This is a genomic window from Gudongella oleilytica (assembly GCF_004101785.1).
GTDB lineage: Bacteria > Bacillota > Clostridia > Tissierellales > Tissierellaceae > Gudongella > Gudongella oleilytica.
Window position 1 is genome coordinate 1061356 of record NZ_CP035130.1, and the last position, 17375, is coordinate 1078730.

General features: G+C 41.2%; 18 protein-coding genes. 13 read left to right on the forward strand and 5 right to left on the reverse strand.

Annotated elements, in window-relative coordinates:
* The first annotated feature begins 11 nt into the window (after nt 1–11).
* Genes EC328_RS04875 through EC328_RS04890 form a run of 4 tightly spaced genes read left to right on the forward strand, consistent with a single transcriptional unit; the run spans nt 12 to nt 4659 of the window.
* A complete protein-coding gene (locus tag EC328_RS04875) occupies nt 12–1664 on the forward strand; it encodes a nucleoside kinase (RefSeq protein WP_128425756.1) in 1653 nt (550 codons plus the stop codon).
* Between the two features lie 4 nt (nt 1665–1668).
* Nucleotides 1669–2928 (forward strand): beta-N-acetylhexosaminidase, encoded by a 1260-nt coding sequence (gene nagZ, locus EC328_RS04880; RefSeq protein ID WP_128425757.1) that lies wholly within the window; start codon nt 1669–1671, stop codon nt 2926–2928.
* On the forward strand, nt 2928–3833 hold the full coding sequence (locus tag EC328_RS04885) for an ROK family protein (RefSeq protein WP_128425758.1): 906 nt from the start codon (nt 2928–2930) through the stop codon (nt 3831–3833). The genes nagZ and EC328_RS04885 overlap by 1 nt, the downstream gene beginning before the upstream one ends.
* A 10-nt stretch (nt 3834–3843) precedes the next feature.
* Nucleotides 3844–4659 (forward strand): alpha/beta hydrolase, encoded by an 816-nt coding sequence (locus EC328_RS04890; RefSeq protein ID WP_164906032.1) that lies wholly within the window; start codon nt 3844–3846, stop codon nt 4657–4659.
* On the opposite strand, the gene EC328_RS04895 is transcribed toward EC328_RS04890, so the two are convergent.
* A complete protein-coding gene (locus tag EC328_RS04895) occupies nt 4656–5837 on the reverse strand; it encodes an MFS transporter (RefSeq protein ID WP_128425760.1) in 1182 nt (393 codons plus the stop codon). The genes EC328_RS04890 and EC328_RS04895 overlap by 4 nt on opposite strands.
* Nucleotides 5838–6057: 220 nt before the next feature.
* Between EC328_RS04895 and EC328_RS04900 the strand changes: the two genes are divergently transcribed.
* The 5 genes from EC328_RS04900 to EC328_RS04920 are packed head-to-tail and all read left to right on the forward strand — an operon-like array spanning nt 6058 to nt 11052.
* Entirely contained in the window at nt 6058–6981 is a 924-nt protein-coding gene (locus EC328_RS04900) for a polysaccharide deacetylase family protein (protein WP_164906034.1), read from the forward strand.
* A 14-nt stretch (nt 6982–6995) separates the two neighbouring features.
* Nucleotides 6996–7688, forward strand: coding sequence for a response regulator transcription factor (locus EC328_RS04905; protein ID WP_128425762.1), 693 nt, complete (start codon nt 6996–6998; stop codon nt 7686–7688).
* 9 nt (nt 7689–7697) lie between these two features.
* Nucleotides 7698–9095: a sensor histidine kinase gene (locus tag EC328_RS04910; RefSeq protein ID WP_128425763.1), complete on the forward strand. Its 1398-nt coding sequence runs from the start codon at nt 7698–7700 to the stop codon at nt 9093–9095.
* Nucleotides 9092–10609 (forward strand): hypothetical protein, encoded by a 1518-nt coding sequence (locus EC328_RS04915; RefSeq protein WP_128425764.1) that lies wholly within the window; start codon nt 9092–9094, stop codon nt 10607–10609. The genes EC328_RS04910 and EC328_RS04915 overlap by 4 nt, the downstream gene beginning before the upstream one ends.
* 29 nt (nt 10610–10638) lie before the next feature.
* Nucleotides 10639–11052: a hypothetical protein gene (locus EC328_RS04920; protein WP_128425765.1), complete on the forward strand. Its 414-nt coding sequence runs from the start codon at nt 10639–10641 to the stop codon at nt 11050–11052.
* Nucleotides 11053–11064: 12 nt separating this feature from the next.
* On the opposite strand, the gene EC328_RS04925 is transcribed toward EC328_RS04920, so the two are convergent.
* The 3 genes from EC328_RS04925 to EC328_RS04935 are packed head-to-tail and all read right to left on the reverse strand — an operon-like array spanning nt 11065 to nt 12350.
* Nucleotides 11065–11322: a GIY-YIG nuclease family protein gene (locus tag EC328_RS04925; protein WP_128425766.1), complete on the reverse strand. Its 258-nt coding sequence runs from the start codon at nt 11320–11322 to the stop codon at nt 11065–11067.
* A 1-nt stretch (nt 11323) separates the two neighbouring features.
* Entirely contained in the window at nt 11324–11944 is a 621-nt protein-coding gene (locus tag EC328_RS04930) for a regulatory protein RecX (RefSeq protein ID WP_128425767.1), read from the reverse strand.
* A 13-nt stretch (nt 11945–11957) separates the two neighbouring features.
* A complete protein-coding gene (locus tag EC328_RS04935) occupies nt 11958–12350 on the reverse strand; it encodes a PspC domain-containing protein (protein WP_128425768.1) in 393 nt (130 codons plus the stop codon).
* Between the two features lie 117 nt (nt 12351–12467).
* Here EC328_RS04935 and EC328_RS04940 point away from each other — a divergent pair, with 117 nt between their 5' ends.
* From EC328_RS04940 to EC328_RS04950, 3 genes are read left to right on the forward strand one after another with little or no spacing between them, the layout of a single operon-like run.
* Nucleotides 12468–12899 (forward strand): FHA domain-containing protein, encoded by a 432-nt coding sequence (locus tag EC328_RS04940; RefSeq protein ID WP_128425769.1) that lies wholly within the window; start codon nt 12468–12470, stop codon nt 12897–12899.
* Between the two features lie 10 nt (nt 12900–12909).
* Nucleotides 12910–14139, forward strand: coding sequence for an FtsW/RodA/SpoVE family cell cycle protein (locus EC328_RS04945; protein WP_128425770.1), 1230 nt, complete (start codon nt 12910–12912; stop codon nt 14137–14139).
* Nucleotides 14136–15545: a peptidoglycan D,D-transpeptidase FtsI family protein gene (locus tag EC328_RS04950; protein ID WP_128425771.1), complete on the forward strand. Its 1410-nt coding sequence runs from the start codon at nt 14136–14138 to the stop codon at nt 15543–15545. Before EC328_RS04945 ends, EC328_RS04950 begins: the two co-directional genes overlap by 4 nt.
* 25 nt (nt 15546–15570) lie before the next feature.
* Here the strand turns inward: EC328_RS04950 and EC328_RS04955 are convergent, their stop codons facing one another.
* A complete protein-coding gene (locus EC328_RS04955) occupies nt 15571–16377 on the reverse strand; it encodes an NAD(+)/NADH kinase (protein ID WP_128425772.1) in 807 nt (268 codons plus the stop codon).
* A gap of 157 nt (nt 16378–16534) precedes the next feature.
* Here EC328_RS04955 and EC328_RS04960 point away from each other — a divergent pair, with 157 nt between their 5' ends.
* Nucleotides 16535–17359, forward strand: coding sequence for an RluA family pseudouridine synthase (locus tag EC328_RS04960; protein WP_164906035.1), 825 nt, complete (start codon nt 16535–16537; stop codon nt 17357–17359).
* Nucleotides 17360–17375: the final 16 nt, after the last annotated feature.

The following is a 17375-nucleotide window of genomic DNA, read 5'->3' on the forward strand; positions in this document are numbered from 1 at the left end:
AGGAGGATATTATGCTTGATTTGATAAGGATAGCCGTTGAAGGCTACGGTGAGTTGGAGATCCATGGCAGTGCAACACTTCAGGAGATTTCCAAGACAGTGTATGGTGAAGATTACAAACGCTATCTTGGGGCAAGAATAAACAATGAGATTTGGCCGCTGTATAAAAGTCCTGAGGATGGTATGGTAGTACAATTTATTGATAATCGTGATGTGGATGGATACAGGATATATACGAAGACCATATCGGCAGTTTTCATTATCGCCTGCAGGGAGCTGTTTCCGGGTAACGACGCCATCATCCACCATTTTCTTGGTCCTGGGCTTTATGCAGAGCTGGATGACAAACATGGTATCTCCTTTAGTGAAACCAGAGCTCTTGAGGACAGAATGAAAGAAGTTATTAAAAGGGATACCCCAATAAGACGCAGCGACTACCCAAGGGAGGAAGCTGTGGAAATATTCAGAAGAGAGGGCTATAAGGACAAGGTAAGGCTATTCTCGTCTCTTGAAAAGGAAAAGGTCAGCGTGTACACGATCGGTGATCACATTGATTCATTTCATGGCTACCTGGCACCCTCAACAGGATACGCTGATGAGTTCATGCTCAAATACTACTACCCAGGGGTCATCATACTATTTCCCAGCAGAAAAAATCACTATAATATGAATAATTTCCATGATCAGAGAAATCTTGCGAAGATATTCAAAGAGGCTAGTGACTGGCTGGAGATCCTTGACCTCTCAAATATAGGATCCCTCAATGAGAAGATTCTAAACGGAGAAATTGAGGAGATCATTAGGATATCAGAAGCTCTTCACGAAAAAAGAACAGCTGAGATCGCTGACAGGATCAGCAAGGACTCAGATATTACTATGATATTGATCGCAGGTCCTTCATCCTCAGGGAAAACTACCTTTGCAGGAAGGCTTTCGACTCAGCTTAGGGTTAATGGGAAGAGGCCTGTAGCTATTTCTGTGGACGATTATTTTGTGGATCGTGAAAAAACTCCCTTGAAGAAGGATGGGCAGCCGGACTTTGAAGCACTTGAGGCGATAGATCTCGAATCCTTCAACATGGACCTAATATCACTTCTCGAGGGCGATACCATAGAGCTTCCAAGGTTCAACTTTGTTACTGGAAGAAGGGAGAAGTCAGGCAAATGGATAAAGGTCGACAAGGATCACCCGATCGTTATTGAAGGCATTCATGCTCTGAACCCCAAGCTTACAACTGGTATTCCTGAGAAAAATAAATTCAAGATATACATTTCTGCGCTTACCCAGCTCAACATAGATAACCACAACCGTATTGCCACAACAGATACCAGACTTATCAGAAGGATGGTTCGTGACGTGAAATACAGGGGTAATGGACCTTTAAGGACCCTTGATATGTGGCAGGGCGTTAGAGAAGGAGAGGAAAAGCATATCTTTCCATTCCAGGAGGAGGCTGATGCAATGTTTAACTCATCATTGGTCTATGAGATGTCTGTGCTGAAGAAATATATCCTTCCACTACTCGAAGAGATAGGCCCTGACAGTGTTTACTTCAGCGAAGCAAAAAAGCTTATCAAGTTCTTAAGATATTTCAGGTCGATCGAAAATGAGGGTCAGATACCTCCAAATTCTTTGTTGAGAGAATTTATCGGAGACAGGTGTTGATGATATGAGAAGTACCTTGTTGCCAAGGATATTCATAATAATTTCAATCCTTCTGGTGCTTTTGACCGTTGGATGTTCTCCATTGAAGGAGCAATTGCCTCCCTCGGCTGAAGAGCCTTCAAGAGAGCCCTTGGAACCTGTTGAAAAACCTGAGCCTACAGAAGAGGAGATCTTGAAGGAAAGAATAATGGGGATGACCTTTGAGGAAAAGCTGGGTCAAATGGTTATGATCGGAATTGGAGGCTTCACTGCAACTGAAGAGGAGCTTAACCTGATATCAGAAAATAAAATTGGGGGAGTAATACTCTTTCAGAGGAATATTAAGGATGCAGATCAGGTTAAGGAACTGATCAATAGCTTGATTGCTGCAAATGAGGGCAATCCTTTGCCGCTTATTATAGGCATAGATGAGGAAGGCGGACGGGTATCAAGACTTTCTGGGATATTTGACAATCTGCCTCCTGCAGCTAAATTAGGTGAAGAGGATGATCTTGATTTGTCATATTCATATGGTGCAGTACAGGCATCCAAGCTTAGAAATCTTGGCTTCAACCTTAATTTCAGTCCTGTTCTTGATGTATCCTCCAATCCCTCAAACCCTGTTATTGGAAACAGGGCTATAAGCAGCGATCCATTCGTTGCTGAAAGAAATGGCGAGAGTATTATAATAGGCCTTATGGATGGGGGCATAGTCCCTGTAGGCAAGCATTTCCCTGGTCATGGAGATACTAGTGTGGATTCACATCTGACACTTCCAAGGATAACGAAGAATATTGAAGACATGTATACTTTGGAGCTTGTACCATTTATCGGTGCGATAGAAGCCGGCATTCCAGCTATAATGGTCGGTCATCTCATGGTGGAAGATATCGATGACCTTCCTGCAACAATCTCAGAGAAAATGATAAATGGTTTGCTTAGAGAAAATCTGGGATTCAAGGGTGTAGTATTTTCAGATGATATGACAATGGGTGCTATTGCTGAGAATTATGAGATATCTTCTGCTGTCGTTGATTTTATAAGGGCTGGTGGTGACATTGCACTTATCTGTCACGGCGTCCAGCCGGTGAATGAAGCTCTACAAAAAATAATGAACAGCTATTTGGAGGGCTCATTGGATGAGAAGGATATCAATGAGCATGTTTTAAGGATCATGATGCTAAAGGCTGATATTGAGGAAAATGTTGATAAAGTGGATGTTCCTGAGACCAGTGAGGTTGAATTTCTTATTGAGGAGCTATTGAAGAAAATGGGGGATATGTAATGAAAAAAGCAATAGGCTTGGACCTTGGTGGGACTAAGATAAATGGTGCTTTGATCCTTGAGGATGGCCTTTTCCTTAAGAGAGCTAGCACAAATACAAGGAATGAAGGTGATCCTTCAATCATCCTGAGGCAACTGGCAGAAATGATAGTGCAGCTTTCCGAAGGTGAGGAAGTAGTAGGTGCAGGTATTGGCTCCCCAGGCTTTGTAGATTCAGAAAATGGAAGGATAATGGCCGTTGGCGGGAATATTGCCGGTTGGGCATGGACAGATGTCAAAGCTGGCTTGAGTGATTTGTCTCCCCTACCGGTTGTTATGGAAAATGATGCCAACTGTGCTGCGGCATGTGAGGCTTGGCTTGGTGCAGGTAAAGATTTATCCAGCTTTGTTATGCTTACCATAGGTACTGGCCTTGGAGGCGCAATATGGCTCCCCCAACTTGGTTTATGGCGGGGGTCCAACTTCCGGGCAGCTGAGCTTGGTCATTCTATTTTGATTCCAAGGGGAAGGAAATGCACCTGTGGTCAATATGGTTGTGTTGAAAGATACGCTTCAGGCACTGCGATAGAAGAGAATTATTTTGAGTTATCCGGGTGTCGTATCGATGGAACCTCAATAGTTGCTTCATATGATGTTGACGAGTTTGCAAGGCAGTCAGTTGATAGATTTGCCAGAGATCTTGGAATATTCTTGGCAACACTTAGAAACATAATCGACCCAGAGGCCTTTATAATAGGTGGGGGCGTCATTGATTCAAGGACAATATGGTGGGATACGATGATAAATGAGTTTAAAAACCAAGTCAATGATCCTTCCTCAATAGAAATATTGCCTGCCCAATACGGCAATGACGCAGGAATGCTTGGTGCAGCAAGCTTGGTGTTCGACAATCCATTGGATAGATAGGAGACGAGGTATGAGCACTCTACAGATGAGAGATGGTTATGGGATCAATTATTCTTATGAAAATGCTTACAGCCCAAAGGCAACTGTTATTATTTCACACGGCTTTGCTGAGCACATGGGTCGATATGATTATTTCTCGAGGGCACTTATTAGCAACGGACTTAACGTTCTCAGATATGATCTGAGAGGACATGGAGCCAATATTGACAGAGGATACTTGAGAAATTTCGAAGACTACGTGAACGACCTTAACGAACTGAAGTTGTTTGCAAAAAATACTGATCCAAACCTTCCGATATTCTTGATAGGACACAGCATGGGTGGTTTGATAACGTCCCTGTACTGTACAAGCTTTAACGAAGGCGTAAGGGGAGTTGTTCTTTCTGGACCTTCAGTCGGCAGGCTTCCCTCTGCTAAAGGCTATAACAGGGGGCTCATGAATTTAATGAAGATTTTAGCAGGAAGAGCCTCATTGAAAAATCCGATAGGTGAAGGTATTTGTGGAGATCCGCAGGTTTTTTTGGACTACGCATCAGATGAGCTGGTTTTACATAAAGCAACCATAAGCTTTTATTATGAGTTTCTTTTTAACGGGACTGACTCTCTAAATGAAAAGCTTACAAGCTTTTCTTCACCTTGTCTGATATGTCATGGCGAGAAGGATCCAATTGTACCTCTGGAGCTGAGCAGGTCATTTTACGAAGGGGTATCCTCAAAAGACAAATCGATTATAGTATATGAGGGACTCTATCACGAAATACTGAATGAGAAGAAAAAAGACCAGGTCATAGAAGACATGGTCAGTTGGATTAATGAAAGGATCTAAGCAGGGGATCTGCCGAGTCTGAAGAGGATCATAAGAGCTATTGCTGATGCAGCTACCCCGAGAGCAGTTGTAAACCTCAAGCCTCCAAGATCAAACAGGAAAGGCCCGACAACAGAATAAAGCGTTATGGTAAGCGCGTTAACAGTATAAAAGAGGCTCAGGAAGGTGCCTCTTTTTTCTGGTTGTATCTCAGACGAGAACGCCTGGTACGAAGTCCATGCTCCGTCAAGTCCGAATGCGAATACTGCGGATAAGGCTACTGCTGCTGTTGCAGCTGGAACATAGGCTATAGGGATAAGCGAGATGACCATTAACCCAAAAAAGTATCTTGAGAACCTAAGTTTGCCTACTTTGTCTGCAAAAAATGTTGCCGCACCGATACCAGCAATAGTACCTAATGCTATCAGAGAGTATGATATTCCTATTTGCTGCTGAGTCAAGCCAAACTCCTGTGAAAGATGTATAGACAGAAAATTGTAAAGCATAGTAGGCGCAGTTATTATGAGGAATAGTGAGGTCAATACCTTAATGGATCTTGGATGCTTCAATATACCAATAAATTCCTCCATATCGAGCTTTGTGCCTTCACTTTTTACTATCTCTGGAAGTTTCCTCAGCATCAATAGCGCTATTAGCGCAAGGATACTCAAGGGCAGGTAGATACTTCTTAAGCTTTGAAATTTACTGGTAAGATATGAAGTATAAAGCGGGCTTACAAAAATAGCAAGACCAAAAGCGGTTCTTAGTATTCCTGCAGCCATTCCTCTTCTCCTGTAGTCAACAAACTCAGATATATAAGACATCGTGGTACCGCTCAGTGAGAAGTAGCCCAAACCGATCAAGATCCTGCCCAGTGCGAATGATAAAGCTGTGCTTGAATAAGCGCTTAGAAGGCTTCCAGCGAGGAATAGAACCAAAGCATAGGATATGAGTCTTTTGCTTCCATACCTGTCAGCCCATACTCCGAGCAGAGGCACCAATAAGCCTACTGCTGAATATCCCAGGTTAAAGTATATTACCTGACTGTCTCTGATATTGAAGTATTCTGCGAGAAAAGGAGCTAACGGACCTATGAAGTTCATCTCCATGGCTATTATAAATTGGATAATAAATGTGGTCGTAAATATCAGTCCCTGCTTCATGTTCCCTCCTGTTATTATATATTTTACCAGTGACATCCGGTATTTAATAATATTCGTGTGCCTAAATAAGTTTCTGGTCAATACATATTACCATAATTTATAGTGATTTTAAAGTAAGGTAATTTCCAGTTAAAGACTTTATATCAAACTGATACCTTTTGTAAACCTTATGTAACCATATATTAATACATTTGTAACTCAAGCCAACTCAGGGTATAATAATATAAAATAAGAACAGTATATGGAGGTGAGGACTATGCTTAAAAGGCTACTGGTTTTGACATTATCGATTATCTCGATTGCAGCCTTGATGTGGGCGAGTCCAAACCTTTACAGTCTTCTGGGCGACAATTCCAGTGCAGCTGAGGCGTACGACAGCAGGAGATTTATTGGATATGCTTTGAAGGAGGACCATGTAAGAGCATCTATAGATGAAATATTGCGGGAATCGAGGAGAAATCAGGCTAAGAAAGAGCAGCAGGAAATGATAGGAAGCTATTTAAGGGACCTTGTCGCAATCTATGAGGAGAAGGCCATTGAGGAAATTGTGGTGGAGGAGGATAGGTTTCCTGCTCCTATAGAAGGGAAGGTGGCTTACCTAACCTTTGATGACGGACCTTCACCAACTATTACACCTCAGATCCTTAAGATTCTTGAAGAATATGATATCAAGGCTACCTTTTTCGTGGTGGGCAGTATGACTGACAAATTTCCTGATGTGCTGGAAATGGTTTGGGCTGGAGGACACCTGATTGGAAATCACACTTATTCCCACGTATATGACTATATATACAGAAATACCGCCAATTTTCTAAATGACCTCGAAAAGGCGGATATGACGTTAAAAAGAATACTTGGTGAGGATTTTTGTACGGATATAATGAGATTTCCTGGAGGAACTCATGCACCATATAAAAGACAATTCGTTAAAGCTGCCGAGGAAGCAGGATACAAATGGTATGACTGGAATACGGTAAATGGTGATTCTGAGTTGAAGTATCCATCAAAGGACTATATTATGGGCAGATTTCTAAAAACCTATGGTAAAAGGGACGTTATTGTTATTTTGATGCATGATGCTGAGGGAAAACAGCAGACGGTGGATACCTTGCCCATGATAATTGAACACCTTAAACTTGAGGGCTACAGTTTCAATACACTGGATAACTATAATCATTGAACAGGGGTGGAATGATGGAAAGGTCAGTAATGATAGTTGAGGATGAAGAGTCCATAAGAAAGTTTGTCAAAATAAACCTGGACAGAGCCGGATATAAGGTTCTGGAAGCAAGCAGCGGCGAAGAGGGCATAGAGATTGCTTCAAGAGAAAAGCTTGATATCGTTGTACTGGATGTAATGCTTCCAGGCATAGACGGGTTTGAAGTATGTAAAAAATTAAGAGCAGATCATCCTCACCTTGGAATAATTATGCTTACTGCAAAGAGCCAGGATATAGACAAAATAATGGGTCTGGAATACGGTACTGACGATTATATGACAAAGCCCTTCAATCCGACTGAACTTGTTTTAAGGCTAAAATCCCTTGAGAGAAGGCTGGAACCTGAAAAGGAAGGAAACAGTTTAACAATGGAGTTTAAGCCCTTCCGAATAGATGTTTATTCAAGACAATTTTATAAGAATGACCTGGAGATCGAGTTGACCCCTACTGAATTCTCGATTGCTAAGCTATTTATTGAGAATCCAGGAAAAGCATTTAAACGAGATGAGATACTGAACCATGTGTGGGGTGTAGATTTCGTAGGAGATTCAAAGATTGTCGATGTAAATATCAGAAGACTCAGGTCCAAAATAGAGGAGGACTCCAGCCAACCCTCATTCATTGAGACAGTCTGGGGAGTGGGGTACAGGTGGAAGTCGAAGGACTAGGAGAAAGATATGAAAAGAAGCATCAAATCAAGACTGATAAGAAGCTTCATGCTTATCATTCTCGTAACAGTGGTATTTCTTGAGGTACTTCTTATAAATGGAATAAAAACTCATTATTATAACAATGTAGAGGATATTCTGACAAGTCAGATCGAATTCTCTACAACTTTTTATGCCCGCTATTTTGCGAACAGAAATCTTGAAGAAATACTCATTGATGACATAGACTTATTCTGGCAGCATACTACGGCTCAGGTACAGATATTGAATACTTCGGGTGAAGTAGTTCTGGATTCACTTGGCATACCGGGTACTGAACCTCTTCAGACCATTGACATTAAAGATGCTCTGGAAAAGGGGAAGGGAGTATGGACAGGGAGTGTCTCATATTCCGACGAGCCCGTCATGGCTGTTTCCATGCCGTTGCAATACAGGAATGAAACTGTAGGGCTGATACGTTTTATATCGAGTCTCGAGGCAACAAACAACGTTATTAAGGATATTTCAAGGTTCCTGCTGATACTTGGTATCGTCGTAGTAGGGGTATCTGGTCTTATTAGCGTATTCATCGCTAACTCAATAACCAAACCGCTGAAGGAGGTAACTGAGGTAGCTGAAAAGATGGCTGACGGTCAGTTCAAGGTGAGAAGCCAGGTGAGAGTGAATGATGAAATAGGTCGACTATCGCATACATTGAATTACATGGCTGAAGAAATTGTAAGGAAGGAAACTCTTAAGAATGATTTTATCTCCTCGATCTCCCATGAACTGAGAACGCCCCTGACATCGATCAAGGGATGGGCAATTACGCTGAAATCAGGTGATGAACCTGATAAGGAGCTTCTCGAAGATGGCCTGGAAATAATCGAAACTGAAAGCGACAGGTTATCACAAATGGTCGAAGAACTGCTTGATTTCTCTCGATTCACTTCAGGCAGGATAACTCTCTCGAAGGATACAGTAGATATCAAAGAAACTGTTAAAATGGTTGTATACCAAATGATGCCAAGAGCAATAAACAACAACATCAATTTCGAGGTGGATATTGAAGGTTCAATACCTGCAATAATTGGGGATGAGAATCGAATAAAGCAGGTTTTGATCAATATTTTAGACAATGCATTCAAATTCACAGGAGAGGGAGATGTTTCACTAAAGGCTTATGAGGATAACAGCCATATTAGGATCGAGATAGAGGACAATGGGTCTGGTATCCCTAATGAGGAACTTCCCTATGTAAAGGATAAGTTTTATAAGGGGAAAAACAGCAATTCGCACAGTGGAATAGGTCTATCGATTTGCGATGAGATCATGCAGCTTCATGAGGGGATCTTCGATATCGAGTCTGAGCCTAATAAAGGAACAAAGGTAATTTTAGGCTTTCCTAAGGAGGTGAGAAGCCAGTGAAGCTTGTAAAACTGCTTATGCTATTGATATCAGCAATACTGCTAACATCCTGCGTCGACTCCCGAGGGCAGGTACAGGACCTTATCGTTGCTCCAGATGCAAATGTATCTGCCATAGAGGGTAAGTGGGAAGTAACTTCATTACTTTATAGACTGGGCAGCAGTATAATTGATGAGGAATCGGATTATATAGGCAAAGAGGCTTTATTCCATACTGACGCAGTAGTCCTGGGAAGTGAGTACACAAAGGAGCCTTCATATAAAATTAAAAGAGTGAAGACATCCGACTATCTGATATATAAATATAAGACCAGTCCTTTGTCACTTGGACTCCAGAATGAATATATTAATGTCATCACAGTGCTAAACCAAGAGCAGTATTTCTGTGAGCTTCTGCAGCTGGATGATAAGACCGCCTTCATATACAGGGAGGACGGCTTTTATAAGCTGGAGCGCAAGGTTGCCAAAGTAAGTCTCGAGGAGGTATTGAGATATATAGACGTTGAAGAGAGCGTACAGCAAAGCTTTGGGAGTATAGAGCCTGAAAATCTCAACTCAGGGGTTTTACTTGGCTTTAAGGTTCAATCCTTTGATGAAGATAATGAGCTTCCTCGATGGGAATATTATACCTACTGGATCCAGATGAAGAACGGGGAGCTGGGGGAGATTTACAGGATGGATCATTTACTCCTGCCGAGAAAGAATGGATTTTGGATAGTTGAACAGGAAAGGATTACTGAGAACAATATAGTCTACGACGAGATACATGCTACTCCTCTTTTTAATCTTCAAAATCAGGATAAGTTCATGGAGGATCTGGCCTTCAACTTCGATGAAAAAATAAATACATTTGGAGCAGCTCTTGATAAAGTAGAGCCATCGATTCTCAAAAACATTGTATTTGTAGGCAACGATTATATCTCTGTAGAGAGTATAGACAGAGACAGAGGGGACCGAAGGACCCTCCAGACCTATGCAGTTGATAATCTGGAAGATAAAAAGCCGATAAAGCTTTCCGATTTGATTGGAGAAACGGCCATCAATTTATTTAATGAAGGCGCCAGGTCAGTAATAACCATAGACGATCAGGTGTTTCCAAATGAGGAAAACTTTACATTGACTAGGAGAAATGGGTATTGGACACTAAAGGGAAGGATAAATTTCAAGGATAAGGATGAGGAGCTGTTTAGAGAGTTCAATATTAAGGCAATTCCTCCGAGAGAAATGGTTAGCTATGATGAGTTATCAATACCGTTTGATGCAGTGAGGTTGGCGATCCCTGATGTGCAGGATATCTTTTCTTCTCCTAACAATGATTTTCTGGTTGTAATTACAAGCTCTAATATTGTAATATATTCGATAGAGGGGTATGACATCAATAAAGTACCTCTTGCCAGAGTCGAGCTGCCTTCGGATTCTACGGTAGTAATGTCCGAATGGTCGACTGACAGGTACCCGGATATTTGGAAGAATGAGATGCTGAAGCACGGGGCAATAGAAGTCGAACAGAATTAGAGTTGGTTCATCATAAAGGGGCTGTTGAAGTGGATAAGGTCACAACAATAATAAATACATTAAAAAGAGTAATAATGGAGCTTGCAGAATACTTCGACAATGCGAGCCTGATGATGTGGGTTACAGCTGGTGTTATGACACTAACTCTTGTGACATATTTCTTATTTAAGAAAATCAGGATACTGAAATACCTGCCTGGATTTGTAGTATTGTTAATAGGTCTTTATAATCTGAATTCCGTTCTCGATGTACTTACCGCTGAGAGCAGTCTTCCCGTGCTGCTTCTGGCTGTAATTGGAGTAGTAGCCGGGCTCGTTGGGATGCTCTTTGCTCTGGTCATCGGAATAATCGCTAAGCCTGTGAAAAAAAGAAGACGAAGTACTGCTAAACCCAATTCAAATACAAACGGTGAGCAAAGAGAGACGACCCCAGTACAGAAATAATCGAAGCCTGGATCAAAAAGATTCAGGCTTTAATCTATTTATCAGGCTAATTTTTTCTGGCCTCTTCAGAGCTTTTATTTCACATTCCCTGCTCATGGCTTCGCTTTTAGTGTGATACTCCTCGAAGTAGATGATCTCAACTGGGAGTCTGGAACGAGTATATTTTGAAGCCTTTCCGGAATTGTGAAGCTTCAGTCTTTCCTCCAGGGAGGTAGTATAGCCAGTGTAAAGGCTTTTATCTGAACACTCAAGTATATATACAAAAAACATCTTATTCCTCCACGGATCCAAGCTTTTCAAGCACTTTTTTTATGACATCATAACCATAGCCCTTTCGTTGCAGGAATCCTGCGGCCTTTCGCATAGTGGAATTTTCATCACCAGTCAAGCTGTTCGAATATTTCTTCTGTACAAGTTCGACTAAATGCTCAATATCCGGTTCCAGATCTGAGAGTGTTTCTTTGATCAGATCTTCGTCTATTCCTTTTTTTCTTAGCTCTGCCTTCAATCTATAAGCGCCGAGATCGTTAAGCCTGGTCTTGTCATCAACATAAGCCCTTGCAAAGCTCTCGTCATTAAGGAACCCTGACTCCTTAAGAAGCTCGATTACATTAGATATGCTTTGCTGTTCAAATCCCTTTCTGGCAAGGTAATCCATCATCTCACTTACAGTTCTTTGTCTGTAGGATAAATATTTGTAAGCTGATGATTTGGTTCTCTGAAGCTCATCGTAGCACTGCAAACGCTGTGCAGTTTCATGATCCAGTTCCATATCCTTTTTCAGCTTAAACTCAATTATGGCCTCTGAAGGGAGTCCGAGGTAAAATTCGCCGTCTACATAAAGATTGATTCTGGAGCTGTCTTTCTGAGTTGATATTTTTGTAATCTTCATAGCTTTTACTTTCCTAATTGCTTTTATTATTTATCAATATATAGACACCAAGTACAATTAAAAGGGCAGGCCACAGCTCAACGATTTTCCTCAGTGAATGTGAGAACCAAGGGAATAGTATCCTGGCCAGCATCAATGCTCCCACCAGAACTAAAGCGATGCCAATAAGGAGTCTTCCATTATCCTTACCATTAGTCGCCTGCGTATTTGATTCAATATAACCATCATCTTCAGGAATCACTATCCCACAAATCAAATATGCGAGTCCAAAAGTACCGAAGGAAGTTATTGCTAAAATGAACCAAATTATTCTTATGATTGTCGCATCGATATTCAGGTACTCACTAAGTCCTCCGCAAACACCCATGATATATCTGTTTGACCTCGATCTCTTTAGTTTTTTCATATGACACCCCCCTAATTATCTAATATAATATCAAAATACGGTGTCCAATAAAATAGGCATCTAAAATATTTCCCTTGAATATGGCTTTATGGTAACATTAGAGGGGGGTGAAAAGATATGTTTGATTTATTATCGATTGTATTTAAGTACATCTTCGTAATTATAATCTATATGTTTATATTTGTTATAATCAGGATGATTTACCTTGACATCAGAGCTATGGAGAGTAATCCCGAAGACTCTGGGGCTTATCTCAAGCTTCTTAACAGACTCGACTCCCTCCCATACAGAGTACGGGATTCCTATTCGCTGAAAGGTACTATTAGCCTGGGAAGAAGCAGCGAAAATGACATAGTTATTAAAGATCCCTTTGTATCTAAAAGGCATCTTATGATAACCAAGGATGAGGAAGAATATTTTATAGAGGATCTGGGAAGCTCAAACGGGACCTACGTAAATAAACAGCTTCTTGTGGATGCTGCCAAGCTGGTCAACGGAGACATTATAAAAATCGGGGATTTGGAATTCATCTTCGTTAATAGAAGATAGGGGATCGAATATGAAAAATTTAATGGACGGAAGATTACCTCGAAGGCTTCTGCTCTTATTTGAGCTTATGTCTATGTCGCTTATTCTTTTATACAGAAGGGATAGTCTGGATATAAAGACAGTGGCGCTGGCCTTTGGCCTTTTGGTAGTAGTCTATGGAGCCAATTACATATTATCAAGGCTGTCTGATGGAGATTTGTACATTTTTTTAATAGTAAGTATGCTTATCTCTATTGGTATAATCATGATCTTCAGAATAAGCTCGGATTTGGGATTAAAGCAGTTAATGTGGCTTGTTATAGGGGTTGGAGCTTTTTTTGGCAGCTACTTAATGATTACAAAGATAAGCTTCTGGGAATCTCTGTTTCCCGTTTATATCGCTGCAGCTTACAGCTTCTTTGCTATGACTCTGCTTCTTGGAGACAGAAAGCACGGAGCCATAAACTGGATCAGTATTGGTGGAATAAGCTTTCAGCCTGCCGAGATGACAAAGATTATATTGGTGTTTATTTTGGCGTGTTTTTATTCCAGCAGAGATAAATTCAATAAATATAAGTATGCAGATTACTGGATGATGGGAGTAATTTATTCATTTATAGGACTGTTATTCATCCAAAGGGACCTTGGCACTGCTATGATCTTTATGGGAATATTCACCGGATTGCAGTATATCTATTCCAATGATAGAATGGCAATCAGAGCAAATCTTGGATTATTCACTATCGGCGGCATTACAGCTTATATCCTTTTCGACCACGTGAAGGTAAGAATCATGACCTGGCTTAACCCCTGGCCGTATATTGATAACAAGGGATACCAAATTACCCAATCATTATTTGCCATTGCCGAAGGGAGTTATTTTGGAACAGGCTTGGGCAGAGGCAATCCATCCTTTATCCCTCTTTCCTATAACGACTTTATATTTTCTTCAATAACTGAAGAAATGGGTGTATTCACAGGTATCGGTATAATAATGCTTTTTATGATTTTAGTTTACAGGGGGTTCAAAATAGCCTTAAAACAAGATTCAAAGTTCTACAGGATACTGGCGCTTGGGATAACTCTCATGTTTGGTTTACAATCTTTAGTAATAATTGGAGGGGTTACAAAGGTTATCCCTCTTACCGGTTTGACTCTGCCATTCGTGTCTTATGGAGGCACCTCCGTATTATCCAGCTTTATTGCGCTGGGGATACTTCAGGGTGCATCTGAAAAGCTTACCAGGGAGGAGATCAGATGAATCTGGAAAAGAAGAGGATATTGATACTACTTGCATCCTTGTGTACAGGATTTGCAATATTGATAGGCTACTTAAGCTATTTTCAAATATTCAGAGCAGAAGATGTCAGGAATAATTCATACAATAAAAGGCTTTGGATCAATGAGGATAAGATTCTCAGAGGATCTATTACTGACAGAGACGGAAATCTTCTTGCTTATTCGGAGGCATCAGATGGAACTGCAAGAAGGATTTATAAATACGACAGACTATACAGCCATGTAATAGGGTATAGCCTGAAAGAATATGGGAAGTCAGGACTTGAGAAGAGCTTTAACTCATATCTTGTGGGTGCTAATGAGAATACGGCGATCAACGAGCTTATTAATCTTATCAATCCCACGGGCGTAGGCAATAATCTGAAGCTAACTATAGACCATAGTCTTCAGGCGAAAGCCAGAGAACTGTTATCAGGTAAAAAAGGCAGCATCATCGCAATGGACCCGAAAACCGGGGAAATATTGGCGATGGTCAGTTTACCTGATTTCAACGTCAATACCCTCATACAGGAATGGAACACGGTTTCCGAGGACACCAACAGCCCGCTTTTCAATAGAGCAACACAAGGTCTGTATCCACCTGGATCTGTATTCAAGATTGTAACAGCGATCGGTGTTATGAGAGCTTCAAATCCGGATGATCTGTATAACTGCACTGGAACTGTCATCATCGATGGCAAGGAGTTCAGCGACTCTGACAAAAAGGGTCATGGCGAGCTTGGTCTCAATGAGGCGTTCGCGAAATCCTGCAACACCTACTTTGCAATAAAGGCATTGGAAATAGGGCATTCTGAGCTGCTGAAGATAGCTGAGGAGCTTGGATTCAATAAAAAACTGGATGTAGGCCTCGAATCGTCATCTTCTGTCTTTCCAACTGATTCCAAAGGAGATACAGATCTTGCAGCATCTGGGATCGGCCAGGGGAGGATACTTGCAACACCCTTGAATATGCTTGCCATTATTGCGGGAATTGCAAATGATGGTGCTATGATGGAACCATATTTGGTTTCAGAAATGACATCACCTGAGGGCAAGCTTATTAATAGTCATGAACAGGCGTTGACAATGCAAGCTGGTGACATTGATGAAATAGCCAGGCTTAAGGAGATGTTGAGAGAGGTTGTAAAGACGGGAACCGGTAGAAACGCAAGCATCAAGAATGTTGCAGTAGCAGGTAAGACAGGAACTGCTGAAAATCCGACTGGGAAAAATCACGCCTGGTTCGCGGGCTTTGCCCCATTCGATGACCCTAAGGTCGCAGTAGTGGTGATCCTTGAGGAGGAAGGATCTTCAGGCGGAAGCTCGGCAGCACCTATAGCCAGGGATATCATGATTCATGCCTTGAATAACGTCGACTTTAACAGATAAAGATCCTGCCTTGTTGACAGGATCTTTATAGGAATTTACTTTTTAAATTATTCCAATACATATCCTTGCTGAAGTTTAGCTTATAGATGCTGTTCGGCGACAGAGTGAGGTCAATAGATACTATTCCTTCATATTTGAACTCCATCCCATCATTAACAACAAGAATTGAATTCTCATATCTATATTCAGGTTTGATCATAATGATCGATCCACCGGGAATAATTGCACTATTGGGAAGACTTCGATATGCACTTGAGCTAATAGGAGCAAGAGGCGTGATCTGTAGGGATGGAAGGCTGGGGTATACTATACTTCCACCTGCTGAGAAGTTGTAGCCTGTGCTGCCGGCAGGGGTGGATACAATAAGCCCGTCTCCGCTGAATCTTTCCAGATGGTTATTGTCAATATATACCTCAAGGTGCACAATTTTAGACTTTACTCCCTTTATAACTATTTCATTTATACCTGTAAGATAGAAACACTTGCTCTTAGTGCATACCTTGGCATCTACAAGAAATATGTTTTCGGTCTTATAGTCACCCTTCAGGTATCTGTCAATGAACGAGTCTATCTCTTTAGGCGATATCTCCTGAAAAAAACCTAAGTGTCCTGTGTTTATACCAACGAATGGTATTTGAGGGAAGGCATTCCTATGGATAGCCCTTAAAAAAGCCCCGTCTCCGCCAATACATATATTCAGCTCAGCATCCTTATCATAGGCTTCCGAAGGGATCAATCCCTTATCTGCCAGCTTTACGGAAAGCAGGCGAGCTGTTTTTCTGGACTCATAGTTTTTATTGGATATGATATTTATTATTCTTCCATTAGACATTAAGCCTCACCCTTCAAAGGAATTTATTTAGCCGATATAATGATTTTAACACATCAAATGAACTATTAAAAGAAGATAAGGACTTACTAAGATGCCTGGAGAAATAAATTATATTTTAATTACTAACAAGGATGGATGTGATTCCCTAAAGCAGTTAATGGAGCAGAAGGGAATTTCAGGCAGGCTTATGCGAAGACTTATAAAGTCCAAGCAGCTCCTGGTAAATGACAATCCAGTTGAAAAGAAACTAAAACTCCATGATGGTGACAGGGTTAAGATACTGATCGACGATGAAGATTACGACGTTGAACCTCAACCTATGGAAATTGAGATACTTTACGAAGATAGGGATGTTCTTGTGCTGAATAAGCAGCCTTTCACGATCGTTCACCCTACAAAGAATATAAGCAGTATGACTCTTTCAAATGGTGTTGCATATTATTTCAAATCTGTGGGGCTTAGAAGGAAAATCCGGTTGGTAAGCAGACTGGACAGAGATACCTCCGGAGTCATTGCTTTTGCCAAAAACTCTTATGGACATCAATATCTGGCAAGACAAATGGAGAATGGTACGCTTATAAAAACCTATATTGCAGTGGTTGAAGGAGTAATTTCAGCCAATAATGGCAAGATAGATTTCAGTATAGGCCCAAGCGATAATGGAATCAGGCAAGAGGTGAGAAAGGATGGCCTCCCGTCATTAACAATTTTTGAGGTATTGGACAGGCTTGAAGGAGCATCCTTATTGAAACTCATGCTTATGACCGGCAGAACACACCAGATTCGTGTACACTTGGCAGCCATTGGCTATCCAATAATTGGAGATTCACTCTATGGATCTGAATCCAACAAGATAAAGAGGCAGGCATTGCACGCTTCAAGCATTGAATTTGAATCGCCGGAAACAGGTGAGAGGGTCCTGGTAAATGCACCACTTCCTTCGGATATAACCGATCTGCTTTATCAGGTTAAATCAATCTAATGTATGAAAATCATTG